This is a genomic window from Nocardioides sp. GCM10028917, from assembly GCF_042666175.1.
Classification (GTDB): Bacteria; Actinomycetota; Actinomycetes; order Propionibacteriales; family Nocardioidaceae; genus Nocardioides.
The window spans coordinates 17,819-40,495 of record NZ_JBHTFL010000007.1; the positions used below are offsets into that span (position 1 = coordinate 17,819).

Sequence of the window (22,677 nt, forward strand, 5' to 3'; positions counted from 1 at the left end):
TCTTCCTCGGCGCGCCGGCCCTCAGCCCTGGGCGGGTACGACGTGCGCGTCGGCGCCGGGGTAGACGAGTCCCTCGTGCCCGTCGCTCCACTTCACGACGTAGGGCGGGCCGCCATCCTCGCCGCGCACCTCGACGATCTCCCCGCGCCTACGGGCCGCGTCCACCCTGTTGCTCTCGACGACCATGCTGTCGCCCACCTGAGCCTTCATCCATCCACCATGCGCCGCGCCGGGCCTTCCGGCAAGGGACCTTGTGCCCCGGCCCCCACCCCGACCTCCAGGCCGCGCGATGATCTCCTCATGACGGAGCGCAACGTCCTCGGCGGCGAGCTGGATCCCTGCGGCACTGACCCCCTCACCGGCTTCCACCGCGACGGCACCTGCACGGTCGGCCCGCAGGACGTCGGCCTGCACGCGGTGTGCGCGGTGATGACCGAGGACTTCCTGGCCCACCAGGCGTCGGTCGGCAACGACCTCTCCACCCCGCGGCCGGAGTGGCACTTCCCCGGTCTCGTCCCGGGCGACCGGTGGTGCGTGGTCGCCGTCCGTTGGCTCCAGGCGTACGACGCCGGGGCGGCCGCCCCGGTCGTGCTCTCGGCGACCTCGGAGCGCGCGCTGGACGTCGTACCCCTCGAGGTGCTGCAGGCGCACTCCGTCGACGTGCCTCCGGACGTCAGCGCGCTGGACTGAGCTGTCTCCACAAGGGGCGTCGAGGCGGTCTAGACGCACCCGCCGTCGCTGTCACTCACCACGCCTTCGGCGTAGATTCGAGGACTGCCCTCCCACCCCCCAATCCCGAGAGGTGGGTGACCACACCGAGGAGGGGCAGCGTGTTCATCCAGATCATCCAAGGCACATGCACGCGCCAGCAGGAGCTCCACGAGCACCTGGACACGTGGCGCAACGAGCTCAGCTCCGGAGCGCCGGGCTGGCTCGGAGGGACCTACGGGTTCACCGACGACGACATGTTCGTAGGTGTCGTCCGATTCGAGTCGCGGGACGCCGCGATGTCCAACTCCGGCCGGCCCGAGCAGGACGCGTGGGCCGCCCGCATGATGGAGCTCTTCGACGGTCCCGTCGAGTTCCACGACTGCGACGACGTGACGCTCCTGATGGACGGCGGGTCCGACGACGCCGGCTTCGTGCAGGTCATCCGGGGCAAGGTCGACGACGTCGACCGGCTCAGGTCGATGATGACCACCGACACCGACTCGCTGCACCAGATGCGGCCCGACATCATCGGCGGCACCCTGGCCGTCGAGCCGGACGGCACCTTCACCGAGACCGTGGCCTTCACCAGCGAGGACGCGGCGCGGCAGGGCGAGAGCGTCGAACCACCGCCGGAAGTGCGGTCCGACCTCGAGTACGCCATGGAGGGCGCGCAGTTCTACGACCTGCACCGCCCCTGGTTCGCCTCCCGCTGAGACGACTCGTCGGCACACCGGGGCGCTCGGGAGCCCCGGCCCCGTCGCGCTTCCGCGCGGGGCATCGCCATACCCGGCACGCGTGGGTGGCTCCGGTAGCAGGATGGACGCCATGACCGCTCGGCCCCGCCTCCTCCTCGCGCTCGCACTCGCCGGCTTGCTTGCCGGCTGCACCGGGGGCGAGGCGAGCGACGACGGCACGGCGCTGCTCACCAACGCGTCGGACCGGGACGACCTGCGCGTCGTCGTGCTCGACGGGGACGGCCAGCCATTCAGGGAGGCCGCCCTGGACCCGGCGTTCCGGTTCGACACGCAGTTCACCGACCGTGAGCGGCAGTGCGTCGTGGCCGGGGACGGCTCGTTCGAGGTGCGCGACGCCGCCGGCAGAGTGGTCGTCCGGCACGACTTCGCGGACCGTGAGGTCTGTGAGCACGACGAGCTGGAGATCACCGACGACCTCGAGCTGGAGTGGGTGGACTGGCCACGCCGGTCGACGGCCGTCATCGAGACGAACGGTCGGATCAGGCCGGCACGACAGCCGCGGGCCGGTTCCTCAGCGCGACGTGGAAGGCCATGACGATCAACGGTCAGCACTCCCCGACCACCAGCCCCGCCGGACGCCGCACACCTGCAACAGCAGCCCCAGCGCCGGCGGCCCGACCAGGCCCCAGACGGTGCTCGTCGTACGCCACGCGCCGAGCACACACGAACCGCTGATGGGTCGATCCACCCACCTTCGCCAACGTGGGAGATGGGTGTCCCGCCCGACGCGCGGAGGGACGCGCGCGCGCGAGCGTCGGTCCATGGACACCACAGACATCGACACCGTGATCATCGGGGCTGGCCAGGCCGGGCTGTCGACCGGCTACCACCTGCAGCGCCGCAACGTCCCGTTCGTCGTCCTCGACGCCGCCGGCCGCGTCGGCGACAACTGGCGCCGCCAGTGGGACAGCCTCAAGCTCTACTCCCCCGCCCAGTTCGACAGCCTTCCCGGGCTGCCGTTCCCCGCTCCTCGGTGGACCTTCCCGGGCAAGGACGCGGTGGGCGACTACCTCGAGACCTACGCCCGCACGTTCGAGCTCCCAGTGCTCCTCGAGACGCGGGTGCAGGCGCTGGACCGCGACGGTGACGGCTACGTCGTGACGACGGACCGCGGCCGGTTCACCTGTCGCAACGTCGTCGTCGGCACCGGGACGTTCGGCCGTACGCCGCTCCTCCCCGACGTGGCCGGTTCACTCGACCCGGCCATCCTCCAGCTCCACTCGAGCGAGTACCGCCGACCCAGCCAGGTCAACGACGGGACCGTGCTGGTCGTCGGCGCGAGCCACTCCGGCACCGACATCGCCTACGAGCTCGCCGAGACGCACCCGGTGATCCTGGCCGGCCGCGACTGCGGCGAGATCCCGCCGCGGCTCGGCTCCCCGGCGTTCCGGATGGTCTTCCCGGTGCTGCTGTTCGCCTGGAAGCACGTCCTCACCCGGCGCAGCCCGATGCGCACCAAGCTGAAGGAGGAGCTGCGGCGCAACGGCGGCCCGATGCTCCGCGTCAAGCGACGCGACCTCGTCGAGCGCGGCGTCGAGCGCGTCACCAGCCGGGTCGAGGAGTCCCGCGACGGCAGGCCCGTCGTCGACGGCACGCCGCGCGACGTGTCCACCGTCGTGTGGGCGACCGGCTTCCGCCAGGCCTTCGACTGGATCCACCTGCCGGTCCTCGGCGAGGATGGCTGGCCGGAGGAGGAGCGCGGCGTGGTCGCCGACGCCCCGGGCCTGTTCTTCTGCGGCCTGGCCTTCCAGTACTCGTTCAGCTCGATGCTCATGACCGGTGTCGGGCGGGACGCGGCCTTCGTCGCCGACCGGGTCGCGGCCCGCTCCCGCAGCCTGGGGAAGGCGACCTCGAGCCACCCCGCGGCGGCCTGAGTCGCCGTACGCTCGGAGCCGGAGGTGTGCGCGATGGAGGTGGCCGACGACGTCGAGCGTGCGCGTCAGGCCTACGCGCGCGGCGACTGGCCGGCGGCGTACGACGCCTGGTCCGCGACCGACCTCGCGCTCCTCACGCCCCCCGACCTCGACGACCTCGCGACGGCCGCCGAGCTGCTCGGGCACCACGACGCGGCAGTGCTGGCGCTGCAGCAGGAGTTCCGGCTGCAGGAACAGGCGGGCGACCCGCAGGCGGCCGTACGCGCGGCCGTCAGGCTCGCGATGAGCTGCGCCACCCACGGCGAGCCGGCCCTCTTCTCCGGATGGGCGGCACGGGCCGAGGCGTTGCTCGACGAGACCGGCACCGACTGCGCCGAGGCGGGGTGGGTGGCCTTCGTCCAGATGTTCGGCCACCTCGGCCGGGGCGAGATCCCGGAGGCCTCGGCGCAGGCCGACCTCGCCACGGACGCGGGACGCCGGCACCGCGACCCCAACCTCGTAGCGATGGGACTGACGGGCCAGGGGCGGCTGCGGCTCTACACCGACCGGGTCACCGAGGGCCTCGCCTGCCTCGACGAGGCGATGGTGCGGGTGATCGCCGGCGAGTGCACGCCGGTCATCGCCGGGCACGTCTACTGCACCGCGATCGAAGGTTGTCAGGAGATCAGCGACTTCGGCCGCGTGGCGGAGTGGACCTCCGCCCTGGAGCGGTGGTGCTCCGCACAGCCCGGGCTGCTCCTCTTCACCGGGCAGTGCGCGCTGCACCGCGCCCAGCTGCTCCGCATGCACGGCGACTGGCCCGCCGCGCTGTCCGAGCTGGGGCTCGCTGCGCAGCGGTACGTCGAGGCCGGGTCCCCCGACGCGATCGGGCTCACCGCCCGCGAGTCCGGCGACGTCCTGCGCCTGCGCGGCGAGCTCGACGAGGCCGACGCCGCCTACCAGCGTGCCGCCGACCACGGCTGCGACCCCCAGCCCGGGCTGGCCCTGCTGTGGCTCGCGCGCGGGCAGGGTGCTGCGGCGCTGGCCGCGGTCGAGCGTCTGCTGGAGGAGGCCGCCGGCGCCGTCGCGAGGTGCAGCGTGCTGCCGGCCGCGGTCGACGTACTCGTGGCGACCGGGCACGTGGACCGCGCGCGGACGGCCGCCGAGGAGCTGGCGTCCCTGGCCTGCTCGGAGCTCCACACCGCGATGGCCGCCGAGTGCTCGGGTGCGGTCGAGCTCGCTGCCGACGACCCGGCAGGCGCGCTGCCCTTCCTCCGCAAGGCAGGCCAGCTGTGGGCGCGCGCGTCCGCGCCGTACGACACCGCCCGCACCGGCGTCCTCCGCGGCAGGGCGCTCGCTCGGCTCGGCGACGTCGACGCCTCGCGCCGCGAGCTCGAGGCGGCGCGCGACTGCTTCCGCCGATTGGGTGCCCGCCCGGCGGCGGACTCCGTGTCCGCCTCGCTCGCGCCGGACTCCTCCCCGGCCGGACTCACCCCCCGCGAGGTCGAGGTGCTGCGCCTCGTCGCCACCGGCCGCACCAACCCCCAGATCGCCGCGGGCCTGGTCCTCTCGGAGAAGACGGTCGCCCGCCACCTCTCCAACATCTTCACCAAGCTCGAAGTGGGGTCGCGGACGGCTGCGGCGGCGTACGCCTACGAGCACGGCTTGATGTGACGGGGGCGTCCCACCTGCTCGCGGGCTCCAGCGGCGCTCAAGTCGTCCTCAGGTCGGGGTCAAGCGGAGGGTGACACGTTCTGGTCTACACCCATCGACCCCAGACCAGGAGCACCCACCGATGAGACCCACCACCCAGGCCGCCGTCCTCACCGTCGCAGCACTTGCCATGTCGACGGCTGCGTCCCCCGCCGTCGCCGCACCCAAGCCCCTCGTGGACCTGCGTGGAGCCGACGTCGGCACGTACTCGCTGGACGCGGCCGGCACCGCACACCTCGCCGGGTCCGTCACCGGCGATCCCTTCGACGGCACGTACGTCGCCACGCTGGCCGCCGACGACGGCTCGCTGCCGGCACCCGGATCCTGCGAGCCCGCCACCGGCACCCTCGACGTGACCTCCCCCAGGCGGACCCTGCGTCTCGACGCCGTCGGTCAGGTGTGCGGCGAGTACGCCGACGCCACCTACGTCGTGACCCACCGGCTCGTCGGCAGCTACGTCGTCACCGACGCCACGCAGCGCCGTCTCCGCGGGACGGACGGCTGGATCTCGCTGATCCTCGCCACCGAGGGACGAGCCAACGTGGAGGTGTTCGACTCCTGAGTGCTGGCCGCGAAGGCGTGCCACCATGAGGCGATGGCACGCCTTCGCGGCAGGGGGATCGTCGTGACGCTCGTGGTCGTGGTGCTTGTCGTGGCCGTCGGCCTGACGGCGGTCTGGGCTCTGCAGCGCCAGCTCATCTACTTCCCCGACGCGAGCGACGTACCACCCGCCAGTGAGGTGCTCCCGGGCGCTCGCGACATCACGCTGGAGACGACCGACGGGCTCGAGCTGGGTGCGTGGTACCTGCCTGCCGACGCCAAGCGCGACACCGGCATGGCCGTGCTGATGGCCCCGGGCAACGGTGGCAACCGTGCCGGCCGGGTCGACCTCGCCCGTCGGCTCGGCGACCGCGGGCTCAGCGTGCTGCTGGTCGACTACCGCGGCTACGGCGGCAACCCCGGCACCCCCAGCGAGGAGGGACTCGAGGCAGACGCCGACGCGGCCGTACGCGCGTTGGTCGAGCTCGGCCACCCCCTCGACCGCACGATCTTCTTCGGCGAGTCGCTGGGGACCGGCGTGGTCGCGGGCCTGCAGCAGCGGCACCGTCCGGCCGGGATCGTGCTGAGGTCCCCGTTCACGAGCCTCGCCGACGTCGGTCGGCACCACTATCCGTGGCTGCCCGTCCGCACGATGCTCCGCGACCGGTTCCCAGTGCTCGACCCGATCGCCGCGAGCGACGTACCCGTCACCGTCATCTACGGCGACCGCGACGGCGTGGTGCCGACCGAGCTCAGCGCACGAGTCGCGGACGCAGCGCCGTCGCTCATCGACCGTGTCGTGCTCGAGGGGGCCGACCACAACGACGCGGTGATGTTCGGTCCGCGGGTCGCCGGTGCTGTCGAACGGCTCGCAGCCACCGTGGGCTGACGGCGGCGGACTCCCCCAACGGCAGGGACGCCCGCCGGAGGCGGGGACTCCGGGCGGGTATCGGGGTTGATGGGCCGTGTTTCTATCGTGACGCGGTTTCAGCTTCGGCACGAGGCTGCGCCGCGGGTGGGGAGTGAGTCACGCCCCGTGGCGCCCCACTCCTGCCGCTTGGCCCTTCTTGGCCTAGTGGTTCCGTAGGCTTGCAACCCGAGCAAAGGGAACCAGTGAAGAAGCAGATTCACGTTGTGGGCGCGGTCATCGTCTCCGAAGGGAAGGTGCTGGCCGTTCAACGAGGACCGAACGGTTCCTTGCCCGGCATGTGGGAATTCCCTGGGGGCAAGATCGAACACGGTGAGACGCCGCAAGCGGCTCTGATGCGCGAGATCCAAGAGGAACTTCGTTGTGACATCGCGGTCGGTGACGAAGTCGCTACCACCAGCCACGAGTACGACTTCGGCGTCGTGCACCTGACGACGTTCTACTGCAACCTCGTATCCGGGACGCCGCAGCTGGTTGAGCACGTAGATCTTGTGTGGAGCGAGCCGAGCGACCTTCGAAGGCTCGAGTGGGCTCCTGCGGACATACCCGCCATCGAACGAATTGAGCAGCGGCTTGGGCATCCGCGACGGCCTCGGTGAACCGTTGAATCTCATTTTGGACTATCAGAACGCCACATTCAGGTAGCTGGTCCTGGCAAGCTTCTGGTCCGTGCAGCATCCCCGTCACCTCGCGTCCGGTCTTCACGAATCGCTGCTCACTGAGCAATTGAACGCGGCTTTGCAGCTGGAAGAGTCGCGCGAGATTGATGTGGCGAAGGTCGACGAAGCGGACCAACCCCACGTGCTTGCGCGCCATATCGGCGCTGCACTGCAACGTCGGCTGGCAGCGATCAAGGACCCGGCAGCTCGCCTGGGCGCCGCGAATGAGTTGCTCCGCGCTCTTGAGGAGTCGTCGGACTCCTTCATCCCGCCAATTCAGCAGCTGCATTCGCTCCGACCAACCCCCGGCCCAGGTCAGACCAGGCGATTCGTTCACCGACCGAAAACGCCCCTCAATGACGCCGCGCTGCTCACCAACGCGCACGGTGAGCCCAGTTTGGCTTCTGAGCTCCGAGCTGAGATCGACTCAGCTGACTCGATTGACCTGCTGTGCGCCTTTGTCATGTGGCACGGCCTGCGACTGATCGAGGGTGAGCTCGCGACTGCGCGCGAGGCAGGCATCCCGATTCGGGTCGTGACAACGACGTACATCGGTGGGACCCAACGCGAGGCGCTGGACCGTCTCGTCCGCGACTTCGGTGCCGAGGTCAAGATCCAATACGACGCCAAACGCACCCGCCTCCACGCTAAGGCTTGGCTGTTCGGCCGGGACTCGGGCTTCGACACCGCATATGTCGGCTCGTCGAACCTCACCACGTCAGCGATGCTCGAAGGTGTCGAGTGGAACGTTCGGCTTAGCAAAGCGGCGACGCCTAGCCTGATGGACAAGTTCCGGGCAACCTTCGACGCTTACTGGAACAGCCCTGAGTTCGAGACGTACGACCCCGCTCGCGACCGCGACCGACTCGATGACGCTCTGCTCGAGGCGAAGAACATCAAGAGCTCCGACCGCGTCACGATCAGTCTGGTCGGCCTCGAAGTACGTCCGTACCCGTATCAGCAGGAGATGCTCGACGCCATCGACGTCGAACGTGTCCTCCACGACCGGCATCGCAATCTTGTGGTGGCTGCGACGGGGACGGGCAAGACCGTGATCGCGGCCCTTGACTACCGGAGCCTCGTGTCAAAGCGTGGCGGCGCCCAACCCAGTCTTCTCTTCGTCGCTCATCGTCGCGAGATCCTTGAGCAATCGATGAGGACCTACCGAGAGGTCCTCGCAGACGGCGACTTCGGCGAACTGTACGTCGGCGGCCAACGCCCCGAGCGCTGGAAGCATGTCTTTGCAAGCGTTCAGTCGCTGACGTCGTATGGCGTTGCGAACATCCCACGCGACGCCTACGAGGTTGTCGTCATCGACGAATTCCACCACGCGGAGGCGAAGACCTACCGGCGGATCCTCGATCACCTCCAGCCGAGCGAGCTTCTCGGGCTCACAGCGACTCCGGAACGGGCAGATGGAACAGACGTACGCTCCTTCTTCGAAGGGCGAACCGCAGCCGAGCTGCGCCTCTGGGATGCACTGGGCGCAGATCTCCTCTGTCCCTTCCACTATTTCGGCATCGCCGACGGCACTGACCTACGTCAGATCACGTGGAGCCGTGGACGCTACGACGAGACGCAGCTTGCCGACGTCTACACAGGCAATGACGCGCGCGCCCGCATCGTCCTGACTCAGGTCCGCGACAAGATCGCCGATGTCAGCGGGATGCGTGCTCTCGGATTCTGCGTGAGCGTGGCCCACGCCGAATACATGACGAAGGTCTTCAACGACGCCGGCATCCCGGCTCGCACGGTCACTGGCGACACTCCTCGAAATGAACGGTCTGACTCCCTCAGGGCGCTGAGAGCGGCTGAGGTGAACGTCCTCTTCACAGTCGATGTCTTCAACGAAGGACTGGACGTCCCCGACGTGGACACGGTGCTGTTTCTGCGGCCGACCGAGAGCTCCACGATATTCATGCAGCAGCTCGGACGGGGATTGCGGCGGACGCAGCGGAAGGCAGTCCTCACCGTCCTCGACTTCGTCGGCTACCACCGCAAGGAGTTCAACTTCTCCCGGAAGTTCTCGGTGCTTACGGGCATCCACGGGAAGCATCTCGAGAAGGCCGTGAAAGAGGACTTTCCGTTCCTGCCATCCGGCTGCCAGGTGCGGTTGGACAAGACGACTCAGGACGTCGTCCTCGAGAACCTGAAGTCGCAGATCGCCAACCGCTGGGCGCAGATCGTTGCCCAGCTGCGCTTCACGAAGGACGACTCCCTGGACTCATTCCTGGAGTCCTCCGGCCTCGAGCTCAGCGACATCCTGCGACGTGGCAGCCATTCCTGGACCAAGCTGCGTCAGGATGCGGGTCTCGAAACCCTGCCCGGCTCCGACCTGGAGGAGAAGCTCCTCAAGCGGGTGCGCGCATTCGCTCATGTTGACGACCCCCTGCGCGCTGAGTCGTATCAGTCCCTGCTCGCGGAGAGCGCACCCGCGTACGACGACTTGTCGCCCGCCGAACAGCGGATCGCCCGGATGCTCTACTACTCGTTCTGGTCCGACGGTGGTGGGTTCGCCAGTGTGTCCGAGGGCTTCGATGCGATGCGTCGCGAGCGAGCAGCCCGTGCGGAAATTTCGAGCGTTGTCGATCTGAGCTTTGAGGCCGCTCGGCACGTTCCGTACGCCCTGGAAGGACCCCTCTCCGATGTGCCGCTCCAGATCCACGCTCGCTATCAGCGCGAGGAGATCCTCGCTGCGCTGGACTTCCCGCGCCTTCCCAACAGCTTCCGCGAAGGCGTCTTCTACTTCGCCGAACGCAACGTCGACGCCTTCTTCGTCACCCTGAAGAAGTCCGAGGCCGACTACTCGCCCACCACGATGTACGCCGACTACCCGATCTCCCGCGACTTGTTCCACTGGGAGTCGCAGTCCACGACTTCCGTCAACTCCCCGACCGGCCGACGCTACCTGGACGGATCGTCGACCGTGTTGCTCTTCGTTCGACAGGAGCAGAAGGATGACTTCGGGACGTCGCCGTATCTCTTCCTAGGACCGGCACGTTACGTCTCGCATACAGGCGACCGACCGATTGCGATCACCTGGAAGCTTCAGACGCCCATGCCGACCGACTTCTTCAACCACGCCTCCGCCGTCGCTCAGTAGCGCAGCTGCGGGGCGGCGCGTCGGGTTGGCTCTCAAGGCAGGCTCTTCCCCGCGCGCCCGGTGGCGATCACAGATACAGCAAAACGGCCCCGACACCAATGGTGTCGGGGCCGTCCTGTCATTGATCAGCTGCAGCCGCTGGTGCTCCCGCAGCCCTCGCACACATAGCACGAGCCAGCGGGGCGCATCTTCGTGCCGCAGGTCATGCAGAGCGGGGAGTCGACGGCGGTGCCGGTGAGCTTCTCGAAGAGCTCGGCGGTGGTCTTGGCCTCGCCCGTGGACACCTGGGCCGGGACCTGGCGGGCCTCGGAGCCGTGGGTGTCCTTGGTCTCGACATCCTCGATGACCTCGGTCTCGTGACGTGCCTGGCGGCCCTCCTCGACCAGCGGCTCCAGAAGCTCGGCAGCCGAGCCGGTCTCCTCCACGAGCGGCTCGTAGGAGCCGGTCTCGAGGTGGCGCTGGCGCTCCTCGGCGGAGTAGATGCCGAGCATCGAGCGGTCCTCGAAGGTCAGGTAGTCGAGAGCCAGGCGGCGGAAGATGTAGTCCATGATCGACTGCGACATCCGCACGTCCGGGTCGTCGGTGAGGCCGGCGGGCTCGAAGCGCAGGTTGGTGAACTTCGAGACGTAGGTCTCCAGCGGGACGCCGTACTGCAGGCCGATCGACACCGCGATCGAGAAGGCGTCCATCACGCCCGCCAGGGTCGAGCCCTGCTTACCGAGCTTGAGGAAGACCTCGCCGAGCTGGCCGTCGTCGTGGGCGCCGGAGGTCATGTAGCCCTCGGCACCGCCGACGGTGAACGACGTCGTGCGGGAGACGCGCGACTTCGGCAGGCGCTTGCGGACCGGGGCGTAGACGACCTTCTCGACGACCTTGGTCTCGACCGCGGCCGAGGCGGCAGCCTTGTCGGCCTCGTCCTTCTTGGCCTTGCCGCCGCCGTCGGACAGCGGCTGGCCGACCTTGCAGTTGTCGCGGTAGACCGCGGTCGCCTTGAGGCCGAGCTTCCAGGACTGCAGGTAGACGTCCTCGATCTCCTCGACCGTGGCGTCCTCGGGCAGGTTGACCGTCTTGGAGATCGCACCGGAGAGGAACGGCTGCGCGGCCGCCATCATCCGCACGTGGCCCATCGGCTTGAGCGAGCGGGCGCCCATCGCGGTGTCGAAGATCTCGTAGTGCTCGGTCTTGAGGCCCGGAGCGTCGACCACGTGGCCGTGCTCGGCGATGTAGGCGACGATCGCCTCGATCTGCTCGGGCTGGTAGCCCATCTTCTTGAGGGCCCGCGGGATCGTCTGGTTGACGATCTGCATCGAGCCGCCGCCGACGAGCTTCTTGAACTTCACCAGCGAGAAGTCGGGCTCGATGCCGGTGGTGTCGCAGTCCATCATGAAGCCGATGGTGCCGGTCGGCGCGAGCACCGAGGCCTGCGCGTTGCGGAAGCCGTTCTTCTCACCCGTCTTGATCACGTCGGCCCACGCCTTGGTGGCCAGCTTGTGCACCCGGCCGTCCTCGGTGTGCAGCACGCGGACGACGTCGTTGGCCGCCTGGTGCTTGCGCATCACGCGCTTGTGGGCGTCGGCGTTGCGGGCGTAGCCGGCGTACGGGCCGACGATCCCGGCGAGCTCAGCGCTGCGCTTGTAGGACGTACCGGTCATGAGCGACGTGATCGCGGCAGCCATCGAGCGGCCACCCTCGGAGTCGTAGCCCAGGCCCATCGCCATGAGCAGCGCGCCGAGGTTGGCGTAGCCGATGCCGAGCTGGCGGTAGTCGACGGTGGTCTGGCCGATCGCCTCGGTCGGGAAGTCGGCGAAGCAGATCGAGATGTCCATCGCGGTGATGATGAACTCGACGGCCTTCGCGAAGAGCGCGGCGTCGAAGGTGTCGTCGTCCTTGAGGAACTTCAGCAGGTTGAGCGACGCCAGGTTGCACGAGGAGTTGTCGAGCGACATGTACTCCGAGCACGGGTTGGACGCGGTGATGCGGCCGGTCTCGGGGTTGGTGTGCCAGTCGTTGATCGTGTCGTCGTACTGCAGACCCGGGTCGGCGCACTCCCACGCGGCCGTGCTGATCTTGCGGAACAGGTCGCGGGCGTCGACGGTCTCGATAACCTCGCCGGTGCCGCGCGAGCGCAGGCCGAACTCGGCGCCGTCCTCGACCGCACGCATGAACTCGTCGCTGACGCGGACGGAGTTGTTGGCGTTCTGGTACTGCACGGAGGTGATGTCGGCGCCGCCGAGGTCCATGTCGAAGCCGGCGTCGCGCAGCGCGCGGATCTTGTCCTCCTCGCGCGCCTTCGTCATCACGAACTCCTCGATGTCGGGGTGGTCGACGTCGAGGACGACCATCTTGGCCGCACGACGCGTGGCGCCGCCCGACTTGATGGTGCCCGCGGACGCGTCGGCGCCGCGCATGAAGGAGACGGGACCCGAGGCCGTACCGCCGGAGGAGAGGAGCTCCTTGGAGGAGCGGATGCGGGAGAGGTTGAGGCCGGCACCGGAGCCGCCCTTGAAGATGAAGCCCTCCTCCTTGTACCAGTTGAGGATCGAGTCCATCGAGTCGTCGACCGAGAGGATGAAGCAGGCCGAGACCTGCTGCGGCGACGGGGTGCCGACGTTGAACCACACCGGGGAGTTGAAGGAGAAGTACTGGTTGACCAGCAGCCAGGTCAGCTCGTGCTCGAAGATCTCGGCGTCGGCGTCACCGGCGAAGTAGCCGTTGTCGATGCCGGCCTTGGTGTACGTCTTCACGACCCGGTCAATGAGCTGCTTGAGGCTCCACTCGCGTACGTCGGTGCCGACCGCGCCGCGGAAGTACTTGGTGGTGACGATGGTGGAGGCGTTGACCGACCAGAAGTCGGGGAACTCCACGCCGCGCTGCTCGAAGACGGTCTCGCCGGTCTTCCAGTTCTGCTGGACGACGTCGCGACGCTCCCACGTGATGGCGTCGTAGGGGTGGGTGCCCTCGGTGCTGAAGACGCGCTCCAGCTTCAGGCCCTTGCCCCTCGCCTTGGCGCGGGTGCTCACCGTCTCGGTCATGCCATCTCCTGTGGTGGTGTGGTGTGAACATCGCGAGTCTTCTCGCGGTTGCTTGGTGAGCCCGGCAGGCGGCTTCCCCACCACCTGCCGGGCCGAATGTGGGTCAGCCCGTCTGGACGGGCTGATCGTCTGCGGCTCGCTCGAGCCGCAGCATCTTGATCTCGGCGTCGAAGTCGTCGACCGACTCGAACGCGCGGTAGACGCTCGCGAAGCGGAGGTAGGCCACCTCGTCGAGCGCGCGGAGTGGGGCCAGGATCGCGAGACCGACCTCGTTGGCGTCGAACTCGGCCTGGCCGCTGAGCCGCAGCGCGTCCTCGACGTCCTGGCCGAGGCACGCGAGCTGAGCGTCGGTGACCGGGCGGCCCTTGCAGGCCTTCCGGACGCCGGCGATCGCCTTGTCGCGGTTGAACGGCTCGGTGGCGCCGGAGCGCTTGAGCACCGTCAGCTGCATCTTCTCGACCGTGGTGAAGCGGCGGTCGCAGGCGGCGCACGTACGACGCCGACGGATCGAACCGCCGTCGTCGGCGACCCGGGAGTCGAGGACCTTGGTGTCCTCGTTCTTGCAGTTGGGACAGTGCATGGCGGTCCTCCTCTCGTTCTGCGGTCGGGCGCGCTTCGTACACCCACATAACGGGGTGTCGGCTGGGGATGTTCCTGTGGACAACTAGCCTTGAGCTGTGTGCTTCGCCCTCTGGCCTGTGCACCAGATGTGGATAACTACAGCGGTGTAACTACTAGATGTAGTGGTAACCGTACGCCCCGACCACAACGCATGGCAAGCGAATGCCGAACCTCGTCGGACCAATTTCGAGCCCACGGTAAAACCGCAGGTCAGTGCCCTTGTCACCCATGTTGAGGACGCGGGTCGACGGCGTGTCGGGGCCCACAACTCATCGGATCCCGTGCCCGATCAGGCCGCTTCCGCCACAATGACTTCCGTGTCCACGGCGGGTAAGCGAGCAGGGTCGCGGAGAGCGGCTCCGGCGCCGCGGACCCTCAACAAGGCCGCCCTCGGTCTGGGCATCGCGATCACCCTCTGCGTGGTCGCCTGGGGATACCTGGTCTATGCCGCCATCGACTTCGGTACGGCGGCGCGCAGCGGCTCCGACGGGTCGGCCTGGAGCTTCATGGCGCTGGCCTGCCTCGGTGCGATCGCCTGCCTCTTCGTCGGGCTGCTGCTGGTTGCGCGGCTGATGCGGGCGTTGGGGATCACCCAACCCCCGCCCTCGGACGACGCTCCCCCGCGCCCGGTCGGTGGGAAGCGCGCGGCACGCTGATCGCGGAGTCTCCGAGTCACCTGGTGACCCTGGCGCTCCGCGTTGTCGGCCGGCCTACTCGAGCACCAGCTGCGGGAGTGCCTCGACGATCTCGAGGTCCTGCCCCGCGCCCTCGACCGTCAGGGTGTCGGGGATCGACGTCCACTCTCCCTGCCCGATGCGGTACTCACCGGCGTACGTCGTGTCGACCCGTACGACGACGTCGCCCGTCCGCGCATAGGCGTGGGTGATCTCGAGGTCGGGGTGCGGGCTGCCGGGGCTGGTGGTCGTGGTGCTGTCGTCGTCCCCGAAGTAGTAGGTGTACGAGACGGGGACGGCTCGGATCACCACGGACTGGCCGGCGACAGTGACGGACTGGTCGATCGACCGGTGGTCGGGTGTGTAGAAGTTCGTCTCGAAGTTCACGAGCGTCCGCCCGCCGCGCGGTTGTACGACCAGCTTGGACGACGGCCAGGCGATTCGTTTGAACTGTCGGATGATCAGCTTGGCCAGGTCGACCTGCTGTACGGCGTTCTGCGGCACGCAGACGTCACCCACGTCCGTCCCGTCCATGTAGACGTCGTGGACGTATCCCTCCTGGCCGCCCTCCACGCATTCGACGTACTGCGTGCAGATGCCGCCGTTGTCGCACTGAATGGAGACCACCCACGTGTGGCCGTCGCCCGAACTAGAGCTTCCGGAATAGTCCGAGTAGGTCCATTGGCACTCAGCGTTCACTGAGTCCAAGCCTCCCGCTACCGCGCACGGTCCGTCAGCAGCACCGGCCGGAACCGGGACGAGCACCATCCAGGCCAGCAACAAGCAGCCAGCCAGGGCTGATCTCATGCCGCTGTCCGCAAGAAGTTCTTGATGCGCAACTCCTCGCCAACCTCCTCCAGGAACACAGTGAGGACCTCCCGGCCTCCGGCAAAGGACTGCTGTTCCTGACCTTGTGCATCGAGAACCTGCGTCCGACCCAGCACGCGCGTGAGCTGGTACTGGTCCGCGCCCCCGTCAGACTCGACGCTGACTACTCGCAGACCTCCGAGACGGACCGACCCGCCGTCGCCGTAGATCTGGTCGACTTGGTCGGCGAACTCCGAGCACGGCTTGCACTTCGGACCGAACGCTCGGTACTTGTCTGTGTCTCCGTCGTTCTGGGCCGTCAATGCCGCCGCCTGCCAGCGCCGGATGAAGTCCTCCGGACTCTCCGCCTCCGGCGTCTCGGACTCGATCGGAGTGGGGGTCGGCGAGGAACTGGTGGTCTCCGGGATCTTCGGCTCCGGCTCGGGGTCGTCGGAGCACCCTGCCAGGAGGACGGGGACCGCGAGGGTCAGCGCGAGGGCGCGGCGTACGTGCATGAAGTGCCTTCCCGAGAACAACGTCAGCACGCTGAAACTACCCATCTGGGCGACCGTGGAACCAGACCGACGGCAAAACCTGTGGAGAACCCGCGCGGGGACTGGATCTCGTGACGGTCGCTGCGCGACCTCCTCGATCAACGAGCGAGCCGAAATGCGCCGAGGGGCGGGCCACTGGGCCCGCCCCTCGCCTTCCCTTGGTCCACCAGCCGGGGTCGAAGCGGCTGATGGAGGCCTCTCGCGTCAGTCGGAGACTGGAACGCGGAGCTTCTGACCGGCCGCGAGGCCGGCGGACTCGAGGGCGTTGAGCCGCTCGATCTCGCTCATCATCGAGCGGACGTCGCCGTCGGTGGCGATGTCGCTGGCGATCCCCCACAGGGTGTCGCCGGGCGCGACCTGGACGATCTCGGTCGGGGCGGGCTGGCCGGCCTCGCCGGTGCCGACCGCGCCCCCGGCGAGCATGAACGCCACGCCGAGGACGAGGAACAGCGACGTCAGGAAGACCGCCAGGCGGCCGCGACGGGTCAGACGGACCGTCGAGCGGGCACGCGGGGTGGCGGTGAAAGCTGGGGCAAGGCTGAGGGTGCTCATTTGTGGCCTCCTGGGGAAGATCAGCCGGTCGTGTTCTGTCGAGCGAATGTCTAGTCGGACCCACCGACAGCGGCTTCCGCCACCGGGTGTCGATCAGATGTTCGATCGAACATGTGTACGACGTTAGAGCACGTGTTCGAACAACTCAAGGACCTCGTCGAACAAATGTTCGGCGTGTTCGAACACGTTCAGCGGCGACCCATCGCGCGTCGCCCCTGGGCTGCGAAGAGCCCGGCCGCGTGCTGCATCAGCCCCGGCGCGAGCGCCGAGCCGCGGACGACTCCCCCGCGCCAGCCCGGCACAGCCCGCACGACGCGGCGCGATCCCACGAGCGCGACTGCCGCGGCCGCCACGTCGGCGACCTCGAGGATCGGGCCGCCGGAGTGCACCAGCTGCGAGCCCAAGCCGGACGGGTCCTGGGCCGCGAGCATCGCGGTGTCGACCCCGTCGGGGCACAGGGCGTGCACCCGCACCCCGCGCGGCGCCTCGGCGTTGACGGAGGCGGAGAGGGAGACGACGGCGGCCTTCGTCGCGGCGTACATGCTGTAGCCCGGCACCGGCCCCAGGCCGGCGAGCGAGGCGATGTTGACGACGTCCCCGCCGGCGGGGCCGAACGCAGCGAGCGCGGCGCGCGTGCCCCACGTCGTACCCAGCAGGTTCACCTCCACCAGCCGGCGCACCTGCTCCTCCGACAGGTCGACCAGGGAGCCGTCGTCACCCACGCCGGCGTTGTTGAACCACGCCGTCAGCGCCCCGTGCCGCGCGGCCTCCTCAGCCACGAGGCGGTGCGCGTCGGGATCGCGTACGTCCTGGGCGAGGCCGGCGACCGCGCCGATCTCCGCCGCCGTTGCGGCGGCCGCCGAGCCGTCGAGGTCGCCGATGACGACTCGGTGCCCGTGGGCCACCATCAGCTCCGCGATCCCGCGTCCGATCCCGCGAGCCCCACCGGTCACGACGCAGGAGGAAGGCGGACCGGTCAGCGGGCTGGTCGACATGCCGGGACACTAGCGACACGCGGCTTCGAACAGGTGTTTGATCCTGCGGCATCCCGAGGTCTACGGTGGGCGCACCAGATCCTCCCTGTCCAGCCGCGGACGGAGGGGTCGACGCTAGTGGAGGACGCATGGCCAAGCAGGACGACAAGAACGTCATCGAGATGCCCGACGGCCCCCCGGACGCCACCGGCCTGACCCCGCGCCAGCAGCGGGTGCTCGCCACGATCAAGGACTCGATCGAGACCAAGGGCTACCCGCCCTCGATGCGTGAGATCGGCCAGGCCGTCGGCCTCACCTCGTCGTCCAGCGTCGCCCACCAGCTCCGGGTGCTCGAGGGCAAGGGCTTCCTCAAGCGTGACCCCAACCGACCCCGCGCCCTCGAGGTCTTCCTGCCGGAGGTGATGGCGGCGCGGCGCAGCATGTCGAGCGCCGAGGAGACGTCGTACGACGAGACCGGCATCGGCGACGCCAACCCCGTCGCCACCAACGTCCCGGTCGTCGGCCGCATCGCCGCCGGTGGCCCGATCCTCGCCGAGGAGCAGGTCACCGACGTGTTCCCGCTGCCCAAGCAGCTCGTCGGCGAGGGCACCCTCTTCCTCCTCGAGGTCTCCGGTGACTCGATGGTCGACGCGGCGATCTGCAACGGCGACTACGTCGTCATCCGCCAGGAGCAGACCGCCACCAACGGCCAGATCGTCGCGGCGATGATCGAGGGCGAGGCGACCGTCAAGACGTTCCAGCGCAAGGACGGCCACGTGTGGCTGCTGCCCCACAACGACGCCTACGACCCGATCCCGGGCGACAACGCCACGATCCTCGGCGTCGTGACGGCGGTGCTCCGCAGCCTCTGATCGACCGGGGTCTCGTGACGGGACTCCGTCCCTCCTCGACCAGCGGGGGCGCGGTGACCAGCGAGGGTGCACGATGGCGGCATGAGCAACGTCGAGCAGTCCTATGACTACGTCATCGTCGGTGCGGGGGTCGCCGCGGCGAGCGCCGTGAAGGGCATCCGTTCGCAGGACGAGTCCGGGCGGATCGCGGTCCTCGGCTCCGAGCCCGACAAGCCGGTCTACCGGCCCGTCCTGACCAAGGACCTCTGGCTCAAGGACGACGAGACCCTCGAGGGGTCCTCGCTCGCCGGCGACCTCGACGAGGACGACGCCGTCAACCTGGTCACCGACACCACGGTGACCGAGATCGACCCCGGCGCGCACGTCGTACGCCTCGCCGACGGCAGCAGCGTCGGCTACGGCAAGCTGCTGCTCGCCACGGGCGCCGAGCCCCGCGTGCTCGACGTCGACCCCGGCCCGCGGGTGATCTACTACCGCACCGCGGCCGACTACCAGCTCCTGCGCGCCGTCGCGACCGAGGGCAGCCACGTCGCGGTCATCGGTGGTGGCTACATCGGCTCGGAGATCACCTCGTCCCTCGTGCAGAACGGCGTGCAGGTCACCCTCGTGCTCGACCTCGAGGACGTCCAGGAGCAGATGTTCCCCCGCGCCCTCGCCGCCACCCTCACCAAGGCCTTCGCCGACCGCGGCGTGACCGTCGTGCACGGTTCGGTGGAGGGTGGCCAGGAGGAGGACGGCGGCGTACGGATCCGCCTCGGCGACGGCACCTCCATCACCGCCGACGCAGCCGTCATCGGTGTCGGCGTGCTCCCGCGCACCGGCCTCGCGGAGGCCGCCGGCCTCGAGGTCGACAACGGCGTCGTGTTGGACGAGCACCTGCGCACGAGCGACGCGGACGTGTACGCCGCGGGCGACGTCGCGTCGTACCCCGACGCCCTCCTCGGTCGCCGTCGCGTCGAGCACGTCGACCACGCCGAGAAGTCCGGCGAGCACGCCGGCAAGGTGATGGCCGGCGCCGACGACGCCTACGACTACACGCCGTTCTTCTGGTCCGACATCCTCGACTACGGCTACGAGGCCGTCGGCGAGACGAGCAGCCGGCTCGACATGGTCGAGGACTGGAAGGACGGCGAGGTCGGCACCGGCGTCGTCTACTACCTGAGGTCGGGACAGGTCCGCGGCGTGCTGCTGTGGAACGTCTGGGACAGCGTCGACAAGGCCCGCGCGCTCATCAAGGAGACCGCCGACACCCCCGTCCCCGACCCGGAGTCGCTGCGGGGGCGCATCCCGTTCGGGTGAGCGGCGGGGGAGGCTCCGTGTAGCCTCGCGCCGATGTCTGCCGCCGGCCCCGACTCTCCGCCACCGGAGCTCTTCCGCACCCGTCCGGGCAACCGGCGCCGACTGATCCCGGAGGCGCAGGCCGAGGTCGACCGCTTGGCCGCGGCGGGCGAGGCGTCCGCGTGGCTCAGCCCGCTGGCGTACAACCTCACGATCAGCCACAGCCACCGGTTCGTCTGGTACCGCGTGGCCAAGGTCGCGACGCGCACGATCCGGCACCACTGCGAGACGCACGGCGTGAGCGTGGACGTCGACCACGCGATGCGCGTGCGCTACCCGCTGGCCAGCTTCGCCGACTACTTCGCCTTCGCGTTCGTGCGCGACCCGCTGGACCGGTTCGTCTCCGCGTGGCACGACAAGGTCGTCGACAACAACTACTACGACTTCGACCCGGCCACCCACGAGCGGATGCAGGTGGTCGAGGAGTTCGCCCGCTGGACCGCCGCGCAGGACCTGTCCGCCGTGCCGGGCACCGACCAGCACCTCACCCTTCAGAGCCGGATGATCGACCTCAACAGGGTCGACTTCGTAGGTCGGCTGGAGACGTTCGACCGGGACTTCGCCGAGGTGTGCGAGCGCATCGGCGCACCGGCCGTGCCGTCGGCGCCGAAGAACCAGACCGCCCCCGGTGGCCGTGACCGGCAGGTGTCGGACGAGCTGAGCGAGCTGGTGGCCACGATGTACCGACGCGACTACCAGGTCTTCGGCTACGAGCCTCCGACCTGAATCGGCAGGCTACGACTGGCCGAGCCGCTTGAGCGCCTGCCGGACGAGCGCCGGGTCGGTGGTCGACCACATCGGCGGCAGCGACGCCTTGAGGAAGCGGCCGTAGCGCGCGGTCTCGAGGCGCGGGTCGAGCACGGCGACGATGCCGCGGTCGGAGGTCGTGCGGATGAGGCGGCCCGCGCCCTGGGCGAGCAGGAGTGCGGCGTGGGTGGCGGCGACCTGCATGAAGCCGTTGCCGCCCGCCTGGTCGGCGGCCTTCTGGCGCGCTGACATCAACGGGTCATCGGGCCGCGGGAACGGGATGCGGTCGATGAGCACCAGCTGGCAGGTGTCGCCCGGGACGTCGAGGCCCTGCCACAGCGAGAGCGTGCCGAAGAGGCACGTGTGGGGGTCCTCGACGAACTGCTTGGCGAGCTCGGGCAGCTGCGCGTCGCCCTGGGCGAGCGTCGTCAGGTGCGGCAGGCGCGCCCGCACCGCCTCGGCCGCCGTCTCCGCGGCGCGTCGGGACGAGAACAGTCCGAGCGTGCGGCCCTCGAGGGCGTCGACGAGCTCGCAGATCTCGTCGAGCTGCGCAGGGCCGAGGCCGTCCCGGCCGGGCTGCGGCAGGTGGCGGGCGACGTAGAGGATCGACTGCTGGCCGTAGTCGAAGGGCGAGCCGACGTCGATGCCCTTCCACGGCAGCGCGTCGTCGGCGTCGGTGGTGGCGACCTGGTGGCCGACCCGTTCGGTGGGCTTGAGGCCGAGCGAGGTGGCGACCGCGCCGAACTCGCCGCCGAGCATCAGCGTCGCGCTGGTGAAGACGACGGTCTTGTCGGTGAGCAGCTTGTCGCGCATCGGGCCCCACACCTGCAGGGGCGCGACGTGGAGCCGGGCCGGGAAACGGTCGCGGGCCTCGCCCAGCCACAGCACGTCGGCCTGGGAGCCGGCGGCCATCCGCTCGGCGTTGACGAAGACCTCCTGCACCATGCCCTTGGCCTGGGTGCGGCCGGCATCGGCCTCGCCCTCGCCGCCGGACTCGCGCGGGAACGCCGACAGGCACGCGCGCGCCGCGTCGCGTACGAGCACGAGGGCGTCGGAGAGCTGGGTGGACACCTGGTCGATGCGGCCGGGCGGCGTGGCCTCGATCGCCTCGGCCAGCTGCTGGGCGGCGTCCTCGAGGTCGCCGGCAGGGTCGCCGTCACCGTCGGCCCAGCGCATGGCGCGGCGGGCGGCCCGCTCGATGTCGGACACCCCGAGCTCGTCGGTCGCGGCCTGGGTGACGCGCGCCGTCAGCTCGTGGGCCTCGTCGATGACGACCGTGTCGTAGTCGGGGATCATCGGCACGTCCTCGATCGCGTCGATCGCGAGGAGGGAGTGGTTCGTGACGATCAGGTGGCTGCGGTGGGCCTTCTCGCGGGCGAGCTCGGCGAAGCACTCCGCGCCGAAGGGGCACTTGCTCGCGCCGAGGCACTCGCGGTGGTTGACCGAGACCTGTCGCCACTCGCGGTCGGTGTGGCGCGGGGCGTTGTCGCGCTCGCCGCTGCCGCCCTGCTCGGTCTCCTCCTCGGCCCACGCCCGCAGCTCGAGGACCTTCTCGGCCATGGCCCCGAGCGGCACGTCGACCAGCGTGCCCTGGTCGTCAGGGACGCCGGCGCGGATCCGGTGGAGGCAGGCGTAGTTGGAGCGACCCTTGAGGACGGCGTACGACGTGTCGAGGCCGGGCACGTCCTTGACCGCCTCGACCAGCCTGGGGAGGTCACGCTCGACGAGCTGGTGCTGCAGGGCGAGGGTCGCGGTGGCGACGACGACGCGCTTGTCGTGGAGCATCGCCGGGACGAGGTAGCCCAGCGACTTGCCGGTGCCGGTGCCAGCCTGCACGAGGAGGTGGCGGCCCTCCTCCATCGCCTCGGCGACCTCGGTCGCCATCTGCACCTGGCCGTCGCGCTGCTGCCCACCAAGGGCGGCGACCGCCGTGCTCAGCACCTCGCTGACGGGTGCGGGAACGGTGGCGGTCTCGGGCACCAGAGCACCCTACGCGGCGGCGCCGACGCTCCGTCGTACGCCGTCCACAGCGGCCGTCAGTACTTGTTCTTGCGGCCGATCTGGCGCTCGATGCGGCGCTCGGGCTGGCCGAGGACCCGGGCGAGGATCTTGACCCGGTAGCGGTAGGCGACCACGCCCAGGACGACGATCAGCAGGATCCACAACATGCAGCGATCCTACGCGGCGCCGACAACGCGTACTTGTAGGCGAACTTGGAGGAGCAGTCTGACACTTGGAGGGGGT

22 protein-coding genes are annotated in these 22,677 nt (G+C 69.3%); 13 read left to right on the plus strand and 9 right to left on the minus strand.

Annotation, left to right across the window (positions count from 1 at the left end; genetic code table 11):
* Positions 1 to 21 precede the first annotated feature (21 nt).
* Positions 22 to 210 carry a DUF1918 domain-containing protein gene (locus ACFQW6_RS09460; protein ID WP_378543705.1) on the minus strand — a complete coding sequence of 63 codons (189 nt, stop codon included), beginning with the start codon at positions 208 to 210 and terminating at the stop codon, positions 22 to 24.
* Between the two features lie 90 nt (positions 211 to 300).
* On the opposite strand from ACFQW6_RS09460, the gene ACFQW6_RS09465 reads away from it, so the two are divergent.
* The 9 genes from ACFQW6_RS09465 to ACFQW6_RS09505 all read left to right on the plus strand — a co-directional run bounded on the left by ACFQW6_RS09465 (position 301) and on the right by ACFQW6_RS09505 (position 10,262).
* Positions 301 to 690 carry a DUF2237 family protein gene (locus ACFQW6_RS09465; RefSeq protein ID WP_378543708.1) on the plus strand — a complete coding sequence of 130 codons (390 nt, stop codon included), beginning with the start codon at positions 301 to 303 and terminating at the stop codon, positions 688 to 690.
* Positions 691 to 830: 140 nt separating this feature from the next.
* Entirely contained in the window at positions 831 to 1,424 is a 594-nt protein-coding gene (locus ACFQW6_RS09470; protein WP_378543711.1) for a hypothetical protein, read from the plus strand.
* Positions 1,425 to 1,536: 112 nt separating this feature from the next.
* Positions 1,537 to 2,001 (plus strand): hypothetical protein, encoded by a 465-nt coding sequence (locus ACFQW6_RS09475; RefSeq protein ID WP_378543714.1) that lies wholly within the window; start codon positions 1,537 to 1,539, stop codon positions 1,999 to 2,001.
* Between the two features lie 226 nt (positions 2,002 to 2,227).
* The gene (locus tag ACFQW6_RS09480) at positions 2,228 to 3,340 is read left to right on the plus strand and encodes a flavin-containing monooxygenase (protein ID WP_378543716.1); all 1,113 of its coding nucleotides are present in this window, start codon (positions 2,228 to 2,230) and stop codon (positions 3,338 to 3,340) included.
* Between the two features lie 33 nt (positions 3,341 to 3,373).
* Positions 3,374 to 4,993 carry a LuxR C-terminal-related transcriptional regulator gene (locus ACFQW6_RS09485; RefSeq protein ID WP_378543719.1) on the plus strand — a complete coding sequence of 540 codons (1,620 nt, stop codon included), beginning with the start codon at positions 3,374 to 3,376 and terminating at the stop codon, positions 4,991 to 4,993.
* Between the two features lie 121 nt (positions 4,994 to 5,114).
* On the plus strand, positions 5,115 to 5,594 hold the full coding sequence (locus tag ACFQW6_RS09490) for a hypothetical protein (RefSeq protein ID WP_378543722.1): 480 nt from the start codon (positions 5,115 to 5,117) through the stop codon (positions 5,592 to 5,594).
* Between the two features lie 33 nt (positions 5,595 to 5,627).
* Positions 5,628 to 6,461: an alpha/beta hydrolase gene (locus tag ACFQW6_RS09495; protein WP_378543725.1), complete on the plus strand. Its 834-nt coding sequence runs from the start codon at positions 5,628 to 5,630 to the stop codon at positions 6,459 to 6,461.
* 224 nt (positions 6,462 to 6,685) lie between these two features.
* On the plus strand, positions 6,686 to 7,099 hold the full coding sequence (locus ACFQW6_RS09500) for a (deoxy)nucleoside triphosphate pyrophosphohydrolase (protein ID WP_378543728.1): 414 nt from the start codon (positions 6,686 to 6,688) through the stop codon (positions 7,097 to 7,099).
* Positions 7,100 to 7,169: 70 nt separating this feature from the next.
* A complete protein-coding gene (locus ACFQW6_RS09505; protein ID WP_378543731.1) occupies positions 7,170 to 10,262 on the plus strand; it encodes a DUF3427 domain-containing protein in 3,093 nt (1,030 codons plus the stop codon).
* Between the two features lie 125 nt (positions 10,263 to 10,387).
* Here ACFQW6_RS09505 and ACFQW6_RS09510 read toward each other — a convergent pair whose 3' ends face one another.
* Together ACFQW6_RS09510 and nrdR are read right to left on the minus strand one after the other, a co-directional pair.
* A complete protein-coding gene (locus tag ACFQW6_RS09510) occupies positions 10,388 to 13,294 on the minus strand; it encodes a vitamin B12-dependent ribonucleotide reductase (protein WP_378543734.1) in 2,907 nt (968 codons plus the stop codon).
* A 103-nt stretch (positions 13,295 to 13,397) separates the two neighbouring features.
* Positions 13,398 to 13,874 carry a transcriptional regulator NrdR gene (nrdR, locus tag ACFQW6_RS09515; RefSeq protein ID WP_378543737.1) on the minus strand — a complete coding sequence of 159 codons (477 nt, stop codon included), beginning with the start codon at positions 13,872 to 13,874 and terminating at the stop codon, positions 13,398 to 13,400.
* Between the two features lie 358 nt (positions 13,875 to 14,232).
* Between nrdR and ACFQW6_RS09520 the strand changes: the two genes are divergently transcribed.
* On the plus strand, positions 14,233 to 14,571 hold the full coding sequence (locus ACFQW6_RS09520; protein ID WP_378543740.1) for a hypothetical protein: 339 nt from the start codon (positions 14,233 to 14,235) through the stop codon (positions 14,569 to 14,571).
* 54 nt (positions 14,572 to 14,625) lie between these two features.
* On the opposite strand, the gene ACFQW6_RS09525 is transcribed toward ACFQW6_RS09520, so the two are convergent.
* The 4 genes from ACFQW6_RS09525 to ACFQW6_RS09540 all read right to left on the minus strand — a co-directional run bounded on the left by ACFQW6_RS09525 (position 14,626) and on the right by ACFQW6_RS09540 (position 17,497).
* The gene (locus ACFQW6_RS09525; RefSeq protein ID WP_378543743.1) at positions 14,626 to 15,216 is read right to left on the minus strand and encodes a hypothetical protein; all 591 of its coding nucleotides are present in this window, start codon (positions 15,214 to 15,216) and stop codon (positions 14,626 to 14,628) included.
* Positions 15,217 to 15,392: 176 nt separating this feature from the next.
* The gene (locus ACFQW6_RS09530) at positions 15,393 to 15,956 is read right to left on the minus strand and encodes a hypothetical protein (RefSeq protein WP_378543746.1); all 564 of its coding nucleotides are present in this window, start codon (positions 15,954 to 15,956) and stop codon (positions 15,393 to 15,395) included.
* A 198-nt stretch (positions 15,957 to 16,154) separates the two neighbouring features.
* Positions 16,155 to 16,502: a LysM peptidoglycan-binding domain-containing protein gene (locus tag ACFQW6_RS09535; RefSeq protein ID WP_378543749.1), complete on the minus strand. Its 348-nt coding sequence runs from the start codon at positions 16,500 to 16,502 to the stop codon at positions 16,155 to 16,157.
* Between the two features lie 188 nt (positions 16,503 to 16,690).
* Entirely contained in the window at positions 16,691 to 17,497 is an 807-nt protein-coding gene (locus ACFQW6_RS09540) for an SDR family oxidoreductase (protein ID WP_378543752.1), read from the minus strand.
* A 128-nt stretch (positions 17,498 to 17,625) separates the two neighbouring features.
* On the opposite strand from ACFQW6_RS09540, the gene lexA reads away from it, so the two are divergent.
* The 3 genes from lexA (at position 17,626) to ACFQW6_RS09555 (ending at position 20,412) form a co-directional block, all read left to right on the plus strand.
* A complete protein-coding gene (gene lexA, locus ACFQW6_RS09545; RefSeq protein WP_378543755.1) occupies positions 17,626 to 18,348 on the plus strand; it encodes a transcriptional repressor LexA in 723 nt (240 codons plus the stop codon).
* A gap of 81 nt (positions 18,349 to 18,429) precedes the next feature.
* A complete protein-coding gene (locus tag ACFQW6_RS09550; protein ID WP_378543758.1) occupies positions 18,430 to 19,647 on the plus strand; it encodes an NAD(P)/FAD-dependent oxidoreductase in 1,218 nt (405 codons plus the stop codon).
* A 33-nt stretch (positions 19,648 to 19,680) separates the two neighbouring features.
* The gene (locus tag ACFQW6_RS09555; RefSeq protein WP_378543761.1) at positions 19,681 to 20,412 is read left to right on the plus strand and encodes a sulfotransferase family 2 domain-containing protein; all 732 of its coding nucleotides are present in this window, start codon (positions 19,681 to 19,683) and stop codon (positions 20,410 to 20,412) included.
* 9 nt (positions 20,413 to 20,421) lie between these two features.
* On the opposite strand, the gene ACFQW6_RS09560 is transcribed toward ACFQW6_RS09555, so the two are convergent.
* Positions 20,422 to 22,416, minus strand: a complete 1,995-nt coding sequence (locus tag ACFQW6_RS09560; protein WP_378547506.1) for an ATP-dependent DNA helicase — start codon at positions 22,414 to 22,416, stop codon at positions 20,422 to 20,424.
* A 53-nt stretch (positions 22,417 to 22,469) separates the two neighbouring features.
* Positions 22,470 to 22,601, minus strand: coding sequence for a hypothetical protein (locus ACFQW6_RS09565; protein WP_378543764.1), 132 nt, complete (start codon positions 22,599 to 22,601; stop codon positions 22,470 to 22,472).
* Between the last annotated feature and the right edge of the window lie 76 nt (positions 22,602 to 22,677).